15 protein-coding genes are annotated in these 13,972 nt (G+C 73.5%); 9 read left to right on the top strand and 6 right to left on the bottom strand.

What is annotated here, in order from left to right; genetic code table 11:
• Positions 1 to 219 precede the first annotated feature (219 nt).
• Positions 220 to 657 carry a DUF4442 domain-containing protein gene (locus ACWD0J_RS24365; RefSeq protein WP_451497964.1) on the top strand — a complete coding sequence of 146 codons (438 nt, stop codon included), beginning with the start codon at positions 220 to 222 and terminating at the stop codon, positions 655 to 657.
• A 353-nt stretch (positions 658 to 1,010) separates the two neighbouring features.
• Here ACWD0J_RS24365 and galU read toward each other — a convergent pair whose 3' ends face one another.
• Positions 1,011 to 1,967: a UTP--glucose-1-phosphate uridylyltransferase GalU gene (gene galU, locus ACWD0J_RS24360; RefSeq protein WP_451497940.1), complete on the bottom strand. Its 957-nt coding sequence runs from the start codon at positions 1,965 to 1,967 to the stop codon at positions 1,011 to 1,013.
• 383 nt (positions 1,968 to 2,350) lie between these two features.
• On the opposite strand from galU, the gene ACWD0J_RS24355 reads away from it, so the two are divergent.
• The gene (locus ACWD0J_RS24355) at positions 2,351 to 4,234 is read left to right on the top strand and encodes an RICIN domain-containing protein (RefSeq protein WP_451497939.1); all 1,884 of its coding nucleotides are present in this window, start codon (positions 2,351 to 2,353) and stop codon (positions 4,232 to 4,234) included.
• 251 nt (positions 4,235 to 4,485) lie between these two features.
• Positions 4,486 to 5,142 carry a DedA family protein gene (locus ACWD0J_RS24350; protein ID WP_451497938.1) on the top strand — a complete coding sequence of 219 codons (657 nt, stop codon included), beginning with the start codon at positions 4,486 to 4,488 and terminating at the stop codon, positions 5,140 to 5,142.
• 118 nt (positions 5,143 to 5,260) lie between these two features.
• Here ACWD0J_RS24350 and ACWD0J_RS24345 read toward each other — a convergent pair whose 3' ends face one another.
• On the bottom strand, positions 5,261 to 5,791 hold the full coding sequence (locus ACWD0J_RS24345; protein ID WP_451497937.1) for a gamma carbonic anhydrase family protein: 531 nt from the start codon (positions 5,789 to 5,791) through the stop codon (positions 5,261 to 5,263).
• A 118-nt stretch (positions 5,792 to 5,909) separates the two neighbouring features.
• Here ACWD0J_RS24345 and ACWD0J_RS24340 point away from each other — a divergent pair, with 118 nt between their 5' ends.
• On the top strand, positions 5,910 to 6,674 hold the full coding sequence (locus ACWD0J_RS24340; protein WP_451497936.1) for an acyltransferase: 765 nt from the start codon (positions 5,910 to 5,912) through the stop codon (positions 6,672 to 6,674).
• Between the two features lie 169 nt (positions 6,675 to 6,843).
• Here ACWD0J_RS24340 and ACWD0J_RS24335 read toward each other — a convergent pair whose 3' ends face one another.
• On the bottom strand, positions 6,844 to 7,701 hold the full coding sequence (locus ACWD0J_RS24335) for an EamA family transporter (protein ID WP_451497935.1): 858 nt from the start codon (positions 7,699 to 7,701) through the stop codon (positions 6,844 to 6,846).
• Between the two features lie 121 nt (positions 7,702 to 7,822).
• Between ACWD0J_RS24335 and ACWD0J_RS24330 the strand changes: the two genes are divergently transcribed.
• The gene (locus tag ACWD0J_RS24330; RefSeq protein ID WP_451497934.1) at positions 7,823 to 8,395 is read left to right on the top strand and encodes a helix-turn-helix domain-containing protein; all 573 of its coding nucleotides are present in this window, start codon (positions 7,823 to 7,825) and stop codon (positions 8,393 to 8,395) included.
• Between the two features lie 32 nt (positions 8,396 to 8,427).
• Positions 8,428 to 8,985 carry a YbaK/EbsC family protein gene (locus ACWD0J_RS24325; RefSeq protein ID WP_451497933.1) on the top strand — a complete coding sequence of 186 codons (558 nt, stop codon included), beginning with the start codon at positions 8,428 to 8,430 and terminating at the stop codon, positions 8,983 to 8,985.
• Positions 8,986 to 9,040: 55 nt separating this feature from the next.
• Here ACWD0J_RS24325 and ACWD0J_RS24320 read toward each other — a convergent pair whose 3' ends face one another.
• Positions 9,041 to 10,186 carry a cation diffusion facilitator family transporter gene (locus ACWD0J_RS24320; protein ID WP_451497932.1) on the bottom strand — a complete coding sequence of 382 codons (1,146 nt, stop codon included), beginning with the start codon at positions 10,184 to 10,186 and terminating at the stop codon, positions 9,041 to 9,043.
• A gap of 63 nt (positions 10,187 to 10,249) precedes the next feature.
• Between ACWD0J_RS24320 and ACWD0J_RS24315 the strand changes: the two genes are divergently transcribed.
• On the top strand, positions 10,250 to 10,609 hold the full coding sequence (locus ACWD0J_RS24315) for an ArsR/SmtB family transcription factor (RefSeq protein WP_451497931.1): 360 nt from the start codon (positions 10,250 to 10,252) through the stop codon (positions 10,607 to 10,609).
• A 36-nt stretch (positions 10,610 to 10,645) separates the two neighbouring features.
• Here the strand turns inward: ACWD0J_RS24315 and ACWD0J_RS24310 are convergent, their stop codons facing one another.
• Positions 10,646 to 11,878 (bottom strand): 4-hydroxybenzoate 3-monooxygenase, encoded by a 1,233-nt coding sequence (locus tag ACWD0J_RS24310; protein ID WP_451497930.1) that lies wholly within the window; start codon positions 11,876 to 11,878, stop codon positions 10,646 to 10,648.
• An 85-nt stretch (positions 11,879 to 11,963) separates the two neighbouring features.
• Entirely contained in the window at positions 11,964 to 12,371 is a 408-nt protein-coding gene (locus tag ACWD0J_RS24305) for a CoA-binding protein (RefSeq protein WP_451497929.1), read from the bottom strand.
• Positions 12,372 to 12,538: 167 nt separating this feature from the next.
• Between ACWD0J_RS24305 and ACWD0J_RS24300 the strand changes: the two genes are divergently transcribed.
• Together ACWD0J_RS24300 and ACWD0J_RS24295 are read left to right on the top strand one after the other, a co-directional pair.
• On the top strand, positions 12,539 to 13,396 hold the full coding sequence (locus ACWD0J_RS24300) for a hypothetical protein (RefSeq protein ID WP_451497928.1): 858 nt from the start codon (positions 12,539 to 12,541) through the stop codon (positions 13,394 to 13,396).
• The gene (locus ACWD0J_RS24295) at positions 13,393 to 13,938 is read left to right on the top strand and encodes a SixA phosphatase family protein (RefSeq protein ID WP_451497927.1); all 546 of its coding nucleotides are present in this window, start codon (positions 13,393 to 13,395) and stop codon (positions 13,936 to 13,938) included. The genes ACWD0J_RS24300 and ACWD0J_RS24295 overlap by 4 nt, the downstream gene beginning before the upstream one ends.
• Positions 13,939 to 13,972 lie beyond the last annotated feature (34 nt).

Raw genomic sequence — 13,972 nt, 5'->3', positions numbered from 1 at the left:
CACACTGCGACGGACGCGGCCACGGTGAGCGCGATCACCCTGACGCGCCGCCCGGAGTCCGGCGGCCCGGGTGCCGCGGCGCCGGCCGGACGGCGGGCACTGCCCGTCCCCGGGCTGCCGCCGTCCTGGCCGCGTGGACGGCGGCCCACGGCGATCCGCCGACGGCCCTGGTCAGACGAGGCTACTCGTGGGTAACCTGCCTTCATGAGCGCAGACCAGATGTCGATCGGCGAGTTGCTCGCCGCCACGGTGCCGATGGTTCGGACCCTGAACCTGGAGTACCTGGAGACCACTCCGGAGAAGGCCGTGCTGGCCCTTCCGGACCAGGGCGAGTACCGCAACCACGTGGGCGGGCCGCACGCCGGGGCGATGTTCACGCTGGGGGAGTCGGCCAGTGGGGCGATCGTGCTGGCGGCCTTCGGGGACCAGCTCTCGCGGGCCGTACCGCTTCCGGTGACCGCCGAGATCGCGTTCAAGAAGATCGCTCTGGGGCCGGTCACGGCCACCGCGACGCTCGGGCGCCCCGCCGCCGAGGTCGTCGCCGAGCTCGACGAGGGCAAGCGGCCGGAGTTCCCGGTGGCCGTGGCCATTCAGCGGGAGGACGGCGCGGTCACCGGGGAGATGACCGTCGTGTGGACCCTCCGGCCCAACGGCTGAGCGGCAGCCGGACGGACGCCGGTCGGGCCGTACGCGAACGGGTCGTATGCCGGTCGGGCCGTCGCGCCAGGCCGTGGTGACCGGGTTGTGGTGACCGGGTCGTAGTGACTGGGCCGTGGCGATCAGGCCGTGGCGATCAGGCCGTGGTGACCGGGTTGTGGTGACCGGGCCGTGGCGACCGAGTCGTGGTGACCGGGCCGTGGCGACCGGGCCGTACGCCGACTCGTAGCCCCGCGCCGTGCCGGGGCGGAGGCCGCGGAGGTCCCTGGGTGTGGCGCCGGCGGTCGGCGATGCCTCACCCGGCCTTCGGGCCCCGGCCGGTTCGTCCCCCGGCCGGGGCCTGTGCCGTCGCGTCAGGCGGCGAGCCGGCGGTGGCCGGCGGTTCCGTCACGTTCCAGGCCGGTGACGAACTCCTTGAGCCAGGCCACGAACGCGGGACCGAGGTCCGGGCGGTCGCACGCCAGCCGGACCACCGTGCGCAGATAGTCCGCCTTGTCGCCGGTGTCGTAGCGCAGTCCGTCGAAGAGGACCCCGTGGACCGTGCCGCCCGCGGCGAGTTGCTGCAGCGCGTCGGTCAGCTGGATCTCGCCGCCGCGGCCGGGCGGGGTGCGCTCCAGGGCGTCGAAGACCGCGGGGTCGAGGACGTACCGGCCGATCACGGCGTACGCGCTCGGCGCGGCCTCGGGCGACGGCTTCTCGACGAGGCCGGTCACGCGGACGACGTCGTCCTCCCCGGTCCGTTCCACGGCCGCGCAGCCGTAGAGGTGGATCTGTTCGCGGGGCACCTCCATGAGGGCGACCACGCTGCCGGCGTGCTGGTCGCGGACGTCGAGCATCCGGCTGAGCAGGGTCTCGCTCGGGTCGATCAGGTCGTCGCCGAGCAGGACCGCGAACGGCTGGTCGCCCACGTGGCGGCGGGCGCAGAGCACCGCGTGTCCGAGGCCCAGCGGCTCACCCTGGCGGATGTGGTGGATGTCGGCCAGGCGGGCCGGGTCGCGCACGGCGTCCAGCCGTACCGCGTCGCCCTTGGCGGCGAGCGCCTGCTCCAGCTCGAAGGCGTGGTCGAAGTGGTCCTCGATGGCCCGCTTGTGCCGGCCGGTGACCATCAGGACGTCGTCGAGCCCGGCCGCGGCGGCCTCCTCGACGACGTACTGGATGGCCGGCTTGTCGACGACCGGCAGCATCTCCTTCGGCGTCGCCTTCGTCGCGGGGAGGAAGCGGGTGCCGAGACCCGCGGCCGGGACGACCGCCTTGCGCACCGTGCGGGCGGAGGCGGAGGCGGGGGTGGGCGTGGTGTGGGGGACGGTCATGCGGCTCATGCTGGGGTACGGGGATGAGAACGCCCCCGGAGAAGGCTTTGACTGTGCTGTGGGGCGGCCCGGAAGTGGGAGATTTCGTGTGCCAACGGGACTGGGCCGCACACAAGTTGACCTGCTCGCTCCGGAGTTTTTCGAAAGCGGGTACGGATACCGCCGGTAACTTTTTTGAAGCGCCCCCGTTTTGAACATCGGTCACTCGAACTTCTTGTTTCCAGTGTGTCAATTGTGCGAAAGTGAGCGGCCCCGCAGCCGACCGCTCCCCGCTCCATAACCGACCCGCACTCCACGCGGCACAGGTATGCACCAATCAGGCACCTGCTTTCCTACGGACGCGCACCCCCATGCCGTCCTGCGGCCTGGAAGGAAATGGTCCAGTGCAATCCCCGTACCCACCCCGTCCCCCGTATCCGCCCCGTCCCGGAGCGAGTCCCGCACAGTCCGACCGCGAACTCGTCGCCCGGCTGGGCGCAAGCACCCCGGACGCCCACGCCGTCGCGCTGCTGATGGCCCGGCACTGGCGGGCGGCCCACGACTACGCGGTGATCTGCCTGGCCGCGTCGGCGGATTCGGCGTCCACGGTGACCGCCGCCGCGTTCCACCGGGTGCTCGGCCAAGCGGGCTCAGGCGCCGTACGGCCCCACCTGCTCGGGGCGGTGCGGGAGACGGTGAAGGAGTGGGCCGCGGACGACCGGATTTCCGCCGCCATGCCGGAACTCCGCAAAACGACCGGCGGCCGTGGGCTGCGCGCGGCGAGGTCGGTCACCCCCGAAAGGCGCAAGCTCGCCGAGCGCGCATTCGGCGCTCTTCCGGGAGCTTCCCAATGCCTGCTGTGGCACACGGAGGTCGAAGCCGAACCCATATCCGTACCGGCCGGTCTGCTCGGGGTGGACGCGGCCAGGGCGTCGGCCGCGCTGGAGCAGGCGCGCGAACAATTCCGGGCGGGGTGCGCGCGGGCCCACCGGGAACTCGCGCCGACCCGGGAATGCCGCTTCTACAACCGTCTCCTCGATGTCCCCATTCGCCGGGGCGGAACCCTGCTGCCCGATGTCCAGCGGCATCTGACGGAGTGCCGTTACTGCCGGCACGCCGCCGAGCAACTCAGCCATTTCGAGGGCGGTTTGGACGTACTGCTCGCCGAGACCGTGCTCGGCTGGGGCGCCCGCCGCTATCTCGACTCACGGCCCGGCCGGGACGGGGCCGGCACGGCGCGTCCCGCACGCTCGATCGCCGGCCTGACCGCACGGCCGAGGACCGGCGGGCGCCATCGCCCCGCCTCGGCGGCCCCGCTCGCCCCGGCCCGCAGGCGCACCAGGGCCGTGCTCGTGGGCGCGGGCCTCACCTCCCTCGCCCTGCTGGCCACGGTCCTCGTCGCCAGGAGCTGGTCCGACGAGGGCGGCGTCCCCGCGCCCGGCGCCACCTGGGGAGCGGTGAGCGGCCACTCCGTCTCCCCGGGGGCCACGGGCGACTCGCCCGGCGCCGGATCCCCGTCCGCCGCCTCCGTCGGACACCCCGCCGAGGTCGGACACGGCAGGCTCCGCAACCCGGTCGCCGGACTCTGCCTCGACCTGCGGGACGGCCGGACCGGCGACGGCACCGGGGCCGTCCTGGCGGCGTGCTCGTCGGCCGGCTCCCAGCAGTGGTCGTACCAGGACGACGGGCTGCTGCGGTCCGCCGCCGACCCCACCCTCTGCCTCGATGCCGACGCCGACGAGGGCATCGTCGTCCTGGCCGACTGCATCGTGCACGCCGGCGAGGTGCGCTACGACCTCACCGTGCGGGGCGAACTGCTGCTGCGCCGCGGTGCCGGGCTGCTCGTCGCCCCCGGACCGGGCCGGTCCGTGATCGTCGCCGAACGCGACGGAACAGCCGGACAGCGGTGGGTGCTGGAGTCCCCGGGCGGCCGGTCCGGGTCCCCGCGGAGCGACGGGCTGCCCGGCGGCGGCGCGCAGGACGGCGACCCGTCCACGCCGTCCGACGCACCCAGGCCCGCCCCGTCGTCGCCCGAGGAGGACACCCTGCGCGAGCCCTCCGGCCCCGGAGTTCCCGGGGCGCCCGACGTCCTGCGGCCTGCGCCGGCCGAACCGCAGGCGCCGCCGGAGCAGTTCGAGACGCGGGCCGCCCAGGTCGACGACTGCTGCGCCGCACCAGAGCCGGCGGCTCCGGCCGACGAGGCGGCCACCGTCGTGGACGAGGCAGCGGGCGCCGCGGCGTCGACCGTCGGCACGGTCACCACCGGCCTCGCCTCCGTGCTCCGCTAGTCACCCGGGGGCACTCCCACGCCGGGTGACCCACTCCCCTCTGGGGCCTGAGGCTCGTGGGGATTCGGGGCTGCCGACCGGCGCGCACGGCCGCGCACGGGCGCTCACGGGCGCTCACGGGTGCGGCTGAGGCGGGCGGCCGCCGTGACCGGTGGGACGCCGGAGGCTCCCGGTGACCCGGTAGGCTTCCCGGCGTGCGTCCCTGCCGGACGCACGCCGGGAATGCAGGCAAGCGATGGGAAGGACCGGCGTTGCACGTCCAGGACTGGCTCGACACGGTGCCCGCGGCAGCCGTCTACGCCCTCGTGGGGATCGTCATCGGCCTGGAGAGCCTGGGCATTCCGCTGCCCGGCGAGATCATCCTGGTCTCCGCGGCACTGCTGTCCTCGCAGCACGCGGGCATCGACCCGCTGATCCTCGGCGTCTGTGCCAGCGTCGGCGCGATCGTCGGCGACTCCATCGGCTACGCCATCGGCCGCAAGGGCGGACGCCCCCTGCTGGCCTGGCTCGGCAAGAAGTTCCCCAGACACTTCAGCGAGGGGCACATCGCCACGGCCGAGCGGTCCTTCGAGAAGTGGGGCATGTGGGCCGTCTTCTTCGGCCGCTTCGTCGCCCTGCTGCGGATCTTCGCGGGGCCGCTGGCGGGCGTCCTGCGGATGCCGTACTGGAAGTTCCTGATCGCCAACGTGTTCGGCGGCATCCTGTGGGCGGGCGGCACGACCGCGGTCATCTACTACGTCGGGATCGTCGCGGAGTCGTGGCTGAAGCGGTTCTCGTGGCTGGGACTCGTGGCGGCGGTGCTGGTGGGGCTCACGTCGATGCTGGTGCTCAGGCGCAAGGCGAAGCAGGCGACGGCCGAGCGGCAGGCGGCCGGACCCGAGCCGGAACCCGTCCCGGCCGCCGACTGAGACCCGGCTTCCGGGACGAGAGCGGTCCTTCCGGCACTCAGCCCTCGTGCACGTCCCTTGGCACTCAGCCTTCGTGCACGTCGCTTGGCGCTCAGCCTTCGTGCATGCCGCTTGGCGCTCAGCCTTCGTGCACGTCGCTGTGTGCCTTCGCCAGGTCCGCGTACAGCGTTCCGTTCAGCGTGACCCCCTGACGCTCCTCCTCCGTCAGCTCCCGCTTCACCTTCGCCGGGACGCCCGCGACGAGTGAGCCCGGCGGCACCCGCATCCCCTGCGGCACCAACGCCTGCGCGGCGACCAGTGAACCCGCCCCGATCACCGCCCCGTTCAGCACGGTCGCGCCCATCCCGATCAGACAGTCGTCCCCGACCGTCGCCCCGTGGACGACGGCGTTGTGGCCGACGGAGACCCGCTCGCCGATGGTGACGGGGAAGCCCGGGTCGGCGTGCAGCGTGCAGTTGTCCTGGATGTTGCTCCGCGCCCCGACCGAGATCCGCTCGACGTCGCCGCGCGCCACCGCGCCGTACCAGAGGCTCGCGCCCGCCTCCAGCGTCACGTCCCCGATCACGGAGCACGTGGGCGCCACGAACGCCTCTTCGTGGATCTTCGGTTCCTTGCCGCCGATGCCCGTGATCAACGCCTTGTGCGTCATCGCCCTCTCCTCGCCCTCTCCTCGCTTGTCGACACCCGCGCACCGTACGCCACCGGTGGGGCGAAGATCACAGCTCCCCTAACTCATGGGTTCACGTCACGCTGAGTACGGTGAGCGGGTGCCCAAGCGCAAGAACACGTTCTCGTCATGGCGGCGCCGCGCAGTGCAGCGGGCCGTGCACGCGGGCTGGGCCTGGGTGCAGCGCACCGGCTCCGTCACCGCCGACCACCCGGGCCGCTTCCGCTTCGGAGCCATGGGCCCGGACACCCGGCTCGCCTTCCCGCTCGGCACGGTCTTCGGCGAGCCCTGGATCCATCTGGGCGCCCACTGCATCGTCGGCGAACAGGTCACGCTGACCGCTGGTCTGATGCCCGGCCTCGACCTCGGCCCGGACCCCATCCTGCGCATCGGGGACGGAGTCGTCCTGGGCCGCGGCAGTCACGTCATCGCGGACACCACGGTCACCATCGGCAGCGACTGCTACTTCGGGCCGTACGTCTACGTCACGTCCACGAATCACTCGTACGACGATCCGCACGAGCCCATCGGCAAGCAGTGGCCGCGGATGGAGCCGGTCGAGATCGGGGCGGGCTGCTGGATCGGGACCGGTGCGGTGATCCTGCCGGGGGCGCGGATCGGACGGAACGTCGTCGTGGCGGCCGGTGCCGTGGTGCGCGGTCCGGTGCCCGACCACGCCGTGGTGGCGGGCGCGCCCGCACGGGTCGTACGGCGCTGGACGTCCGCCGACGGCTGGCAGCCGCCGCTGAGGACCCCGGCCCCGGTGCCGATCCCCGCGGGCGTCACCCCGCAACAGCTGCTGGCGCTGGCCGACCTGACCGAGGAGGACGTGGCCCGGCTCGCCGAACTGGACGCCGACGCCTAGGCGCGTCCAGGGCGTGTTTCGAAAGTCCCGTCTGGCTCGCGACGCCTGGCGCGGCACCTCGCCGCGTTGTCGGGATCGTCCACGTACACCCGGTACGCGGACGACCCTCCGCCTTGCGATGCACCGCACCACCCGCCAGCCGCGTCCCCAACCTCACGGGTCAATACACCTAGCCCGCGGCCAGCAACAGCGTGCCGGCGAGGGCGAGTCCCGCTCCCGCCGCCTGGATCGCCCGCAGGCGTTCGCTGAGGAAGCCCCGGGCGGCCAGGGCCGTCACCACCGGGTACAGCGAGGCCAGGACGGCGGCCACGGTGACCGGGCCGTGCTGGGCGGTGATCGAGTACGTGCCGTTCGCCGCGACGTCCGCGAGGCCGACGAAACCGAGCGCCGGCAGCGAGGCCCAGGGGAAGCCGCCCGCCGGAAGGGCCGCCCCGCCGCGCCGCACCGAGAGGTACAGACCGGCGCCGCCCACCGCCACGTTGACCACGCGCTGCACGAAGAGCGCGAGGAACAGGCCGGTGAGCGTCGTCGACGCCTCGGCGATCAGCGCGAACACCGTGCCGAAGCCGAGGGCCGCGATCAGGGTGAGGAGGACGGCCTGGCGCTGCACCGGCGCGCCGCGCAGCTGGGGTCCGCCCGCCAGGACGACGCCGGTGACGGCGACCGCGATCCCCGCGACCTGCACCGGACCGGGCCGCTCGCCGAAGAAGAGACCCACGCTCACGGGGACGGCCACGCTCAGGGTGGCGAGCGGGGAGACCACGCCCATCGGGCCGAGCGCGAGCGCCTTGTAGAAGCAGAACAGGGCGACCGGCCCCACCAGGCCCGCCGCGCACGCGAACCACAGGCGCGGACCGGCCTCGTTCCAGCCTCCCGTGGCCAGCACGATCACGCCGAGCACGGCCGCCGCGACGGTCTGCGAGACCACGACCACGGTCAGTGCCGGGGTACGCCGGGTCAGCAGACCGCCGCCGAAGTCGGCCAGCCCCCACAGCAGGCTGGTGGCCAGGGCGAAGAATGCTGTCACGGCCGCCTCGCAGTACAGTTCGGTGAACGATCGGGTGCACCACACCGTAGTGCAGCGGAGTGAACTCTGTCATCCAGAATATTGGACGCCTGATGTGGGCCCTGAGAACCTTGGACGGAATGTGTCGGACCTCGACCTGCTGACCCAGTCCCTGGCGCGCAACGTCAAGCGCTGGCGCGCCGAGCGGGGTTTCACCCTGGACGCGCTCGCCGCCCGCGCCGGAGTCAGCCGCGGCATGCTCATCCAGATCGAGCAGGCCCGCACCAACCCCAGCCTCGGCACGGTCGTCAAGATCGGTGACGCGCTCGGGATCAGCATCACCACCCTGCTCGACTACGAGCAGGGGCCGAAGGTGCGGATCGTCCCGCCCGAGCAGGTGGTGCGGCTGTGGCACACCGACGCGGGCAGTTACAGCCGGCTCCTCGCGGGCGCGGAGGCCCCCGGCCCGCTGGAGATGTGGGACTGGCGGCTGATGCCGGGCGACAGCAGCGGATCCGACCCCCACCCCGCCGGCACGGTCGAGATCGCCCACGTCACGGAGGGCGAACTGACCCTCACCGTCGAGGGCGTGGAGTACCGCGTCCCGGCCGGATCCAGCGTCACCTTCGAGGCCGACGCCGCGCACACGTACGCCAATCAGGGCGATGCCCCGATGGAGATGATGCTGACGGTCTCGGTCCCTGGCGTGCGCTGAGGCCGCCCGTTCCGTCCTGTTAGCGTGCCGTCATGGACGCACCCATCGGACACTTCGATCACGCCACGCCCGCCCCCGACTGCCTCGGCGAACTGACCCGCCCGGTCGCCGACGCCGTACGCCACTGGAGCGGCAGCGTCCCCGCCGAGCAGATCGTCTACGTCGACACCGACCCGCAGTGGGCCGACACCGCCGTCTTCGTGGAGCACTACGGCAGGGAACTGCTGGAGCAGTCGGCGAACTGCGTGGTCGTGGCCGGCAAGCGGGGCGGTGAGATCACCCTCGCCGCGTGTGTGGTGCTGTCCACCGCCCGGGTCGACGTCAACGGGGTCGTCCGCCGCCAACTCGGCGCCCGGAAAGCCTCGTTCGCCTCGACGGACACGGCGACGGGGGAGACCGGCATGGAGTACGGCGGCATCACCCCGCTCGGACTCCCGCGCGACTGGCCGGTCCTGGTCGACTCGGCCGTCATCGACCTGCCCTACGTCCTGGTGGGCAGCGGCCGCCGGCGCGGCAAGCTCCTGGTGCCCGGAAAGGCGTTCACGGAGCTGCCGGGCGCGGTGGTGCTGGAGGGGCTGGGAGTCGCCTGAGCCGTGGGCCGGATCGGGTCTGCCGGGCGACTCGGCGTCGAACCGGGTCCGGGGGTCAGGCCGGGCTGTGGTGGGCCAGGAGCAAGTGGGGGTCGGTCCCGCCCGGCACCGGCGCCGGGTCGGCGTGCACCAGGGCCGCGGTGAGCCGGGGCACCGCGTGCAGCAGGGCGTGCTCCGCGTCGACGGCCACCGCGTGCGCCTGACGTACCGTCGCCTCGCCGTCCACCACGACGGCCACCTCCGCGCGCAGCCGGTGCCCGATCCAGCGCAGCCGCAACTCGCCCACCCCGCGCACCCCTTCGACCTCGCGCAGAGCCGCCTCGGCCCGGTCCACCAGGGCCGGGTCGACGGCGTCCATCACCCGCCGGAACACCTCGCGCGCCGCGTCCCGCAGCACCAGCGTGATCGCCGCGGTGATCGCCAACCCCACGACCGGGTCGGCCAGCTGCCAGCCCAGAGCCGAACCGCCGGCCCCCAACAGCACGGCCAGTGAGGTGAATCCGTCCGTACGGGCGTGCAACCCGTCGGCGACCAGGGCGGCCGAGCCGATGTCCCGGCCCACCCGGATCCGGTAGCGGGCCACCCACTCGTTGCCGGCGAAGCCGACCAGCGCGGCCACCGCGACCGCCGGGACGTGCTGGACCGGGCGCGGATCCAGCAGCCGGTCGATCGCCACCCAGCCCGCGAAGGCCGCGGACGCGGCGATCGTCAGCACGATCGCGATGCCCGCCAGGTCCTCGGCACGGCCGTAGCCGTAGGTGAAACGCCGCGTCGCGGCCCGCCGGCCCAGCACGAAGGCGATCCCGAGCGGTACGGCGGTCAGCGCGTCCGCGGCGTTGTGCACCGTGTCCCCGAGCAGCGCCACCGACCCGGAGACGGCCACCACGACCGCCTGCGCCAGGGCCGTCACCCCGAGGACCGCCAGCGAGATCCACAGGGCGCGCATGCCGCGGGCCGAGGACTCCAGCGCGGAGTCGAGCTTGTCGGCGCTCTCGTGGGAGTGGGGGGTGAGGAGGTGGGCGAGACGGTGACGCAGAGGGCGGGGGGAGTGGGGGTGGGGAGGGCGGTCGGGTCGCCCGTGCCCATTCCCATGCCCATTCCCATGCCTGTGGTCCTGTGCGTGCCCATGCCCGTGCTCAGGCCCGTGTCCATGCCTGTGGTCCTGTGCGTGCCCATGCCCGTGGTCGTGCCGGTCGCTCACGTGGATCACCTTCCGGTGCGCGCGGGAGTGGACGTGAGATGTCCACGACGCCATTATGTGCGTATGAGCGCACGCATGCACCTGTCACCTGCGCAGGATGCGCATCCGCACACCCCGGGCGAGGAGCAGTTCGCGCTCGCCGCCGAGCTGCTGGCCCTGCTCGGCGACCGCACCCGGCTCACGCTGCTGCACGCCCTGACGGCGGGCGAGGCCGATGTCACCACGCTCACCGAGGCGTGCGGGGCGGCGCGGCCCGCCGTCAGCCAGCACCTGGCCCGGCTGCGGCTGGCGGGCCTGGTGAGCACCCGCAAGGAGGGCCGACGCGTCGTCTACGCACTGCGGGACGGGCACCTGCGCCGGCTCGTGGACGAGGCGCTGAGCGTGGCCGACCACCGGCTCAGCGACCGGCCGCCGCACGACTGACACCGCGGGCGGGGCCGTGCGGCCGGCGGACGCCGGTCAGTAGGCGGGAGCCGTCCCGAGGTACTGCTCCGCGAAAGCCGCCGCGGCGACGGGGGAGGTGAACAGCCGCCGCAGCCGGGCGAAGGTGGTGCCCGCCCGGTAGGCGTCGCCCGACGAGGTCCCGTGGTACACCTCGGACAGCCACTGTGAGAACTCCTGGTAGTCCCACACCCGCCGCAGGCACGCCTCCGAATAGCCGTCCAGGCCGGTCTCCTCGCCCTTCGTGAGGTATGCCACGAGCGCGTCGCCGAGCAGGAAGGCGTCGTGCAGGGCGAGGTTCATGCCCTTCGCCGCGATCGGCGCGGTCAGGTGGGCGGCGTCCCCGGCGAGGAAGAGCCTGCCGAACACCATGGGTTCCACGACGTAGCTGTGCATGTCGAGGACGCGCTTCTCGATCAGCCGGCCCTCGGTCAGCGGCCCGGTGTCCGACGCCGCGAGCCGCTGGCGGAGTTCCGACCAGACCCGTTCGTGGGACCAGTTCTCCGGGTCGTCGCCGGGCGGGCACTCCAGGTAGTAGCGGGTCACCTCGGGACTGCGCGCCATGTGCCCGGCGAAACCGTCCGGATGGATGCCGAACACGACGCAGTCGTTGGACGGCGGTGCCTCGGCCAGCAGCGCCAGCCAGCCGACGCCGTAGTCGTGCCGGGCGATCCGCGCGTACGCGGGCAAGCCGGTCCGCGTCACGCCGCGCGCGCCGTCGCAGCCGGCGACGAAGTCGCACCGGACGGTCTCGCGCCCGCCCGTGCGCGGGTCGACGTACGACACCGACGGCTCATCCGTGTCCAGGTCGTGCAGCTGGACGTCCCGCACGCCGAACCGTATGTCCCCGCCCCGCACGTCCGCGTACTCGCGCACCAGGTCCGTCACCAGCAACGGCTGCGGATAGATGTAGTGGTGATGCCCCGTCAGCTCGACGTAGGAGAAGCGGAAGCGTTCCCCGGCGAACCGGAACTCGCAGTCGGTGTGCAGTTGCGCCCGCTCCAGCAGGGTGTCGGCGAGGCCGCGTTGCCGGAGCCCGCGCACCGCCCACTCCTCCAGGACACCCGCCCGGGGCCGCTGTTCGATGAACGCGCGCGTCTCGGTCTCCAGGACGAGACAGTCCACGGAGGCGGCCCGCAGGATGTTGCCGACGGTGAGCCCGGCCGGGCCGGCGCCCACGACGACGACCGGAAAGCGCTGCGGGGCATCCTGGGCTCGGAGCGCTCCGGTGTCGGGGGTGGGGGAGGTCACCCGAACATTATGTCGGCGCCCGCGCGCGGGCGGGGAGTGCCGGGACACGTGAGGGACACGTCGGCGCGCTGCCCGCCGGGGGCGCTCAGCCCAGGCGGGGGATCTCGATGGCGGGGCAGCGGTCCATCACCATCTCCAGGCCGGCCTCCCGGGTGCGTGCGAACGCGGCCTCGTCCACGACACCGAGCTGGAACCAGACCGCGCCGGCGCCCTTGGCCACGGCCTCGTCGGCGACCGCCCCGGCGAGGTCGCTGTTCACGAACACGTCGACGACGTCCACGTCGAAGGGGATGTCCGCGAGGGAGGCGTACCCCTGCTCCCCGTGCACGGTCTCCGCCTTGGGGTGGACCGGCACGACCCGCTTGCCGTGACGCCGGAGCACCTCGGCGACGCCGTACGCGGCACGCCGCCGGTTCGACGACAGGCCCACCACGGCCCAGGTGTCGCCGAGCTCGGTGAGGATCTTGCGGACCGTTGCCTCGTCGCCGTACACCGTGGATCTCCTCGGGCTCGCGGATGGGCTGGCGTATCGGGGAACAGCGGACGGCGTCCGCGGATTCCCGGCCGTGTCCGTGTCCGTGGCCGCTCCGACCCGTGTGGCTTGAACGTCTGTTCGGGTGAACGGTGGCGCGCTGACGTCCGCGCGCCTACGCTCGGGCCGTGCTGCGCATCAACGACGCCCGGACCGGCAAGCCCGTCGACGCCGCTCCCGCCCGCCGCGGCCTGACCCGGGTCGAGGCTCATACGGCGGGCTGCGACCCGACCGCCCTGCGGGTCCTGCTGGTCGCCGACCTCCTGATCCGTGCCCTGGAGATGGGGGGCACGCCGGTCTGGGCGGTGCTGAACGGCGAGCGGCGGCCGGAGCTGAGGGCGGCCGCCGCGGCCCTCGGCATCCGCCCCTTCGAGGACGACGGGGACGACGGGGATGTCGGGGCAGGTCTGGGCGAGGCGCAGGTGATTCACGTGATGGTCCAGGGACAGGACGCGGGCGGGAGCGAGACCGGCCGGGCGGCCTCCGTCACTGCCCGGGCCGGGGCCGCCGCCCGCCGGACCCCCGACGCCGTCCGTATCTCCGTCGCCCCTGCCATCCCCGTCGACACAGCGGGCGCGGGGACGGCCGAGGGCGTCGACGGAACGGCCGGGGTCGACGCGATGACCGGGGTCGGGATGCCCGAAGGCGCCGATCCGGCCGTCGTGCGTCTGGCACTGCTGTCCCGGCCGCGGAGCGCGTCCGTGCGGCTCGACGCCGAGGCGCTGAGTGCGGCCCGGGACACCCTCGTACGCTGGCGGCGCGCCGTCGCCGACTGGGCGCGGCTTCCGTCCCGGGCCGTTCCCGAGGAGGTGCGTGCGCAGCTCCGTGCCGCCTGGGAGGACGACCTGGACGTGCCCGCCGTGCTCGGGGTGCTGCGACAGGTGGAGACCTCGGACCTGCCCGAGGGCGCCCGCTTCGAGACGTACGCCTACGCCGACCGGCTGCTCGGTCTCGAACTCACCCGCGACCTGGGGGCCCCGGCGTGATCGCCCGGGCGGGAGCGGGCCCGCTGCGGCACCTGGTCGTGCTGCGGCACGCCAAGTCCGCCTGGCCCGACGGCGTCACCGACCACGAACGCCCGCTGGCGCAGCGCGGACGCCGGGACGCCCCGGCCGCGGGGCGGGCCCTCGCCGACGTCGGCCTGCTCCCCGACCTCGCCCTGTGCTCCACCGCCGTACGGGCCCGCCAGACCTGGGAACTGGCGTCCGCGCAGTGGGGCACGCCGCCGCCGGTGCGCCTCGACCCGCGGCTGTACGGGGCCGACGTACCGGAACTGCTGGACGTCCTGCACGCCGTGCCCGCCGAGGCCGACACGATGCTGGTGGTCGGACACAACCCCGGACTGGAGGAACTGGTCCTCGACCTGGCCGGGGACGGTCTCGACGACACCCTGGACGAGGTCCGCCGCAAGTTCCCGACCTCGGCCCTCGCCGTGCTGGCCTGGCGGGGCACCGACTGGCGGGACCTGGTACCGGGGGCGGCGCTCCTGACCAACGTGCTCGTCGCCCGGGGCGGGAAGAAGCCATAGCCGGCCGGCGTGCGGCCCTTGCTCCCGGTCGGGT

The organism is Streptomyces sp. NPDC003011, from assembly GCF_053591515.1.
This window is presented reverse-complemented; position numbering and strand designations above follow the sequence as displayed.

Excerpts from the sequence above, each read along its gene's own strand:
- ACWD0J_RS24315 (WP_451497931.1), top strand. The coding sequence starts at position 10,250 with ATGAGCGCACGCATGCACCTGTCACCTGCGCAGGATGCGCATCCGCAC.
- ACWD0J_RS24345 (WP_451497937.1), bottom strand. The coding sequence starts at position 5,791 with ATGACGCACAAGGCGTTGATCACGGGCATCGGCGGCAAGGAACCGAAG.
- galU (WP_451497940.1), bottom strand. The coding sequence starts at position 1,967 with ATGACCGTCCCCCACACCACGCCCACCCCCGCCTCCGCCTCCGCCCGC.
- ACWD0J_RS24325 (WP_451497933.1), top strand. The coding sequence starts at position 8,428 with ATGGACGCACCCATCGGACACTTCGATCACGCCACGCCCGCCCCCGAC.
- ACWD0J_RS24365 (WP_451497964.1), top strand. The coding sequence starts at position 220 with ATGTCGATCGGCGAGTTGCTCGCCGCCACGGTGCCGATGGTTCGGACC.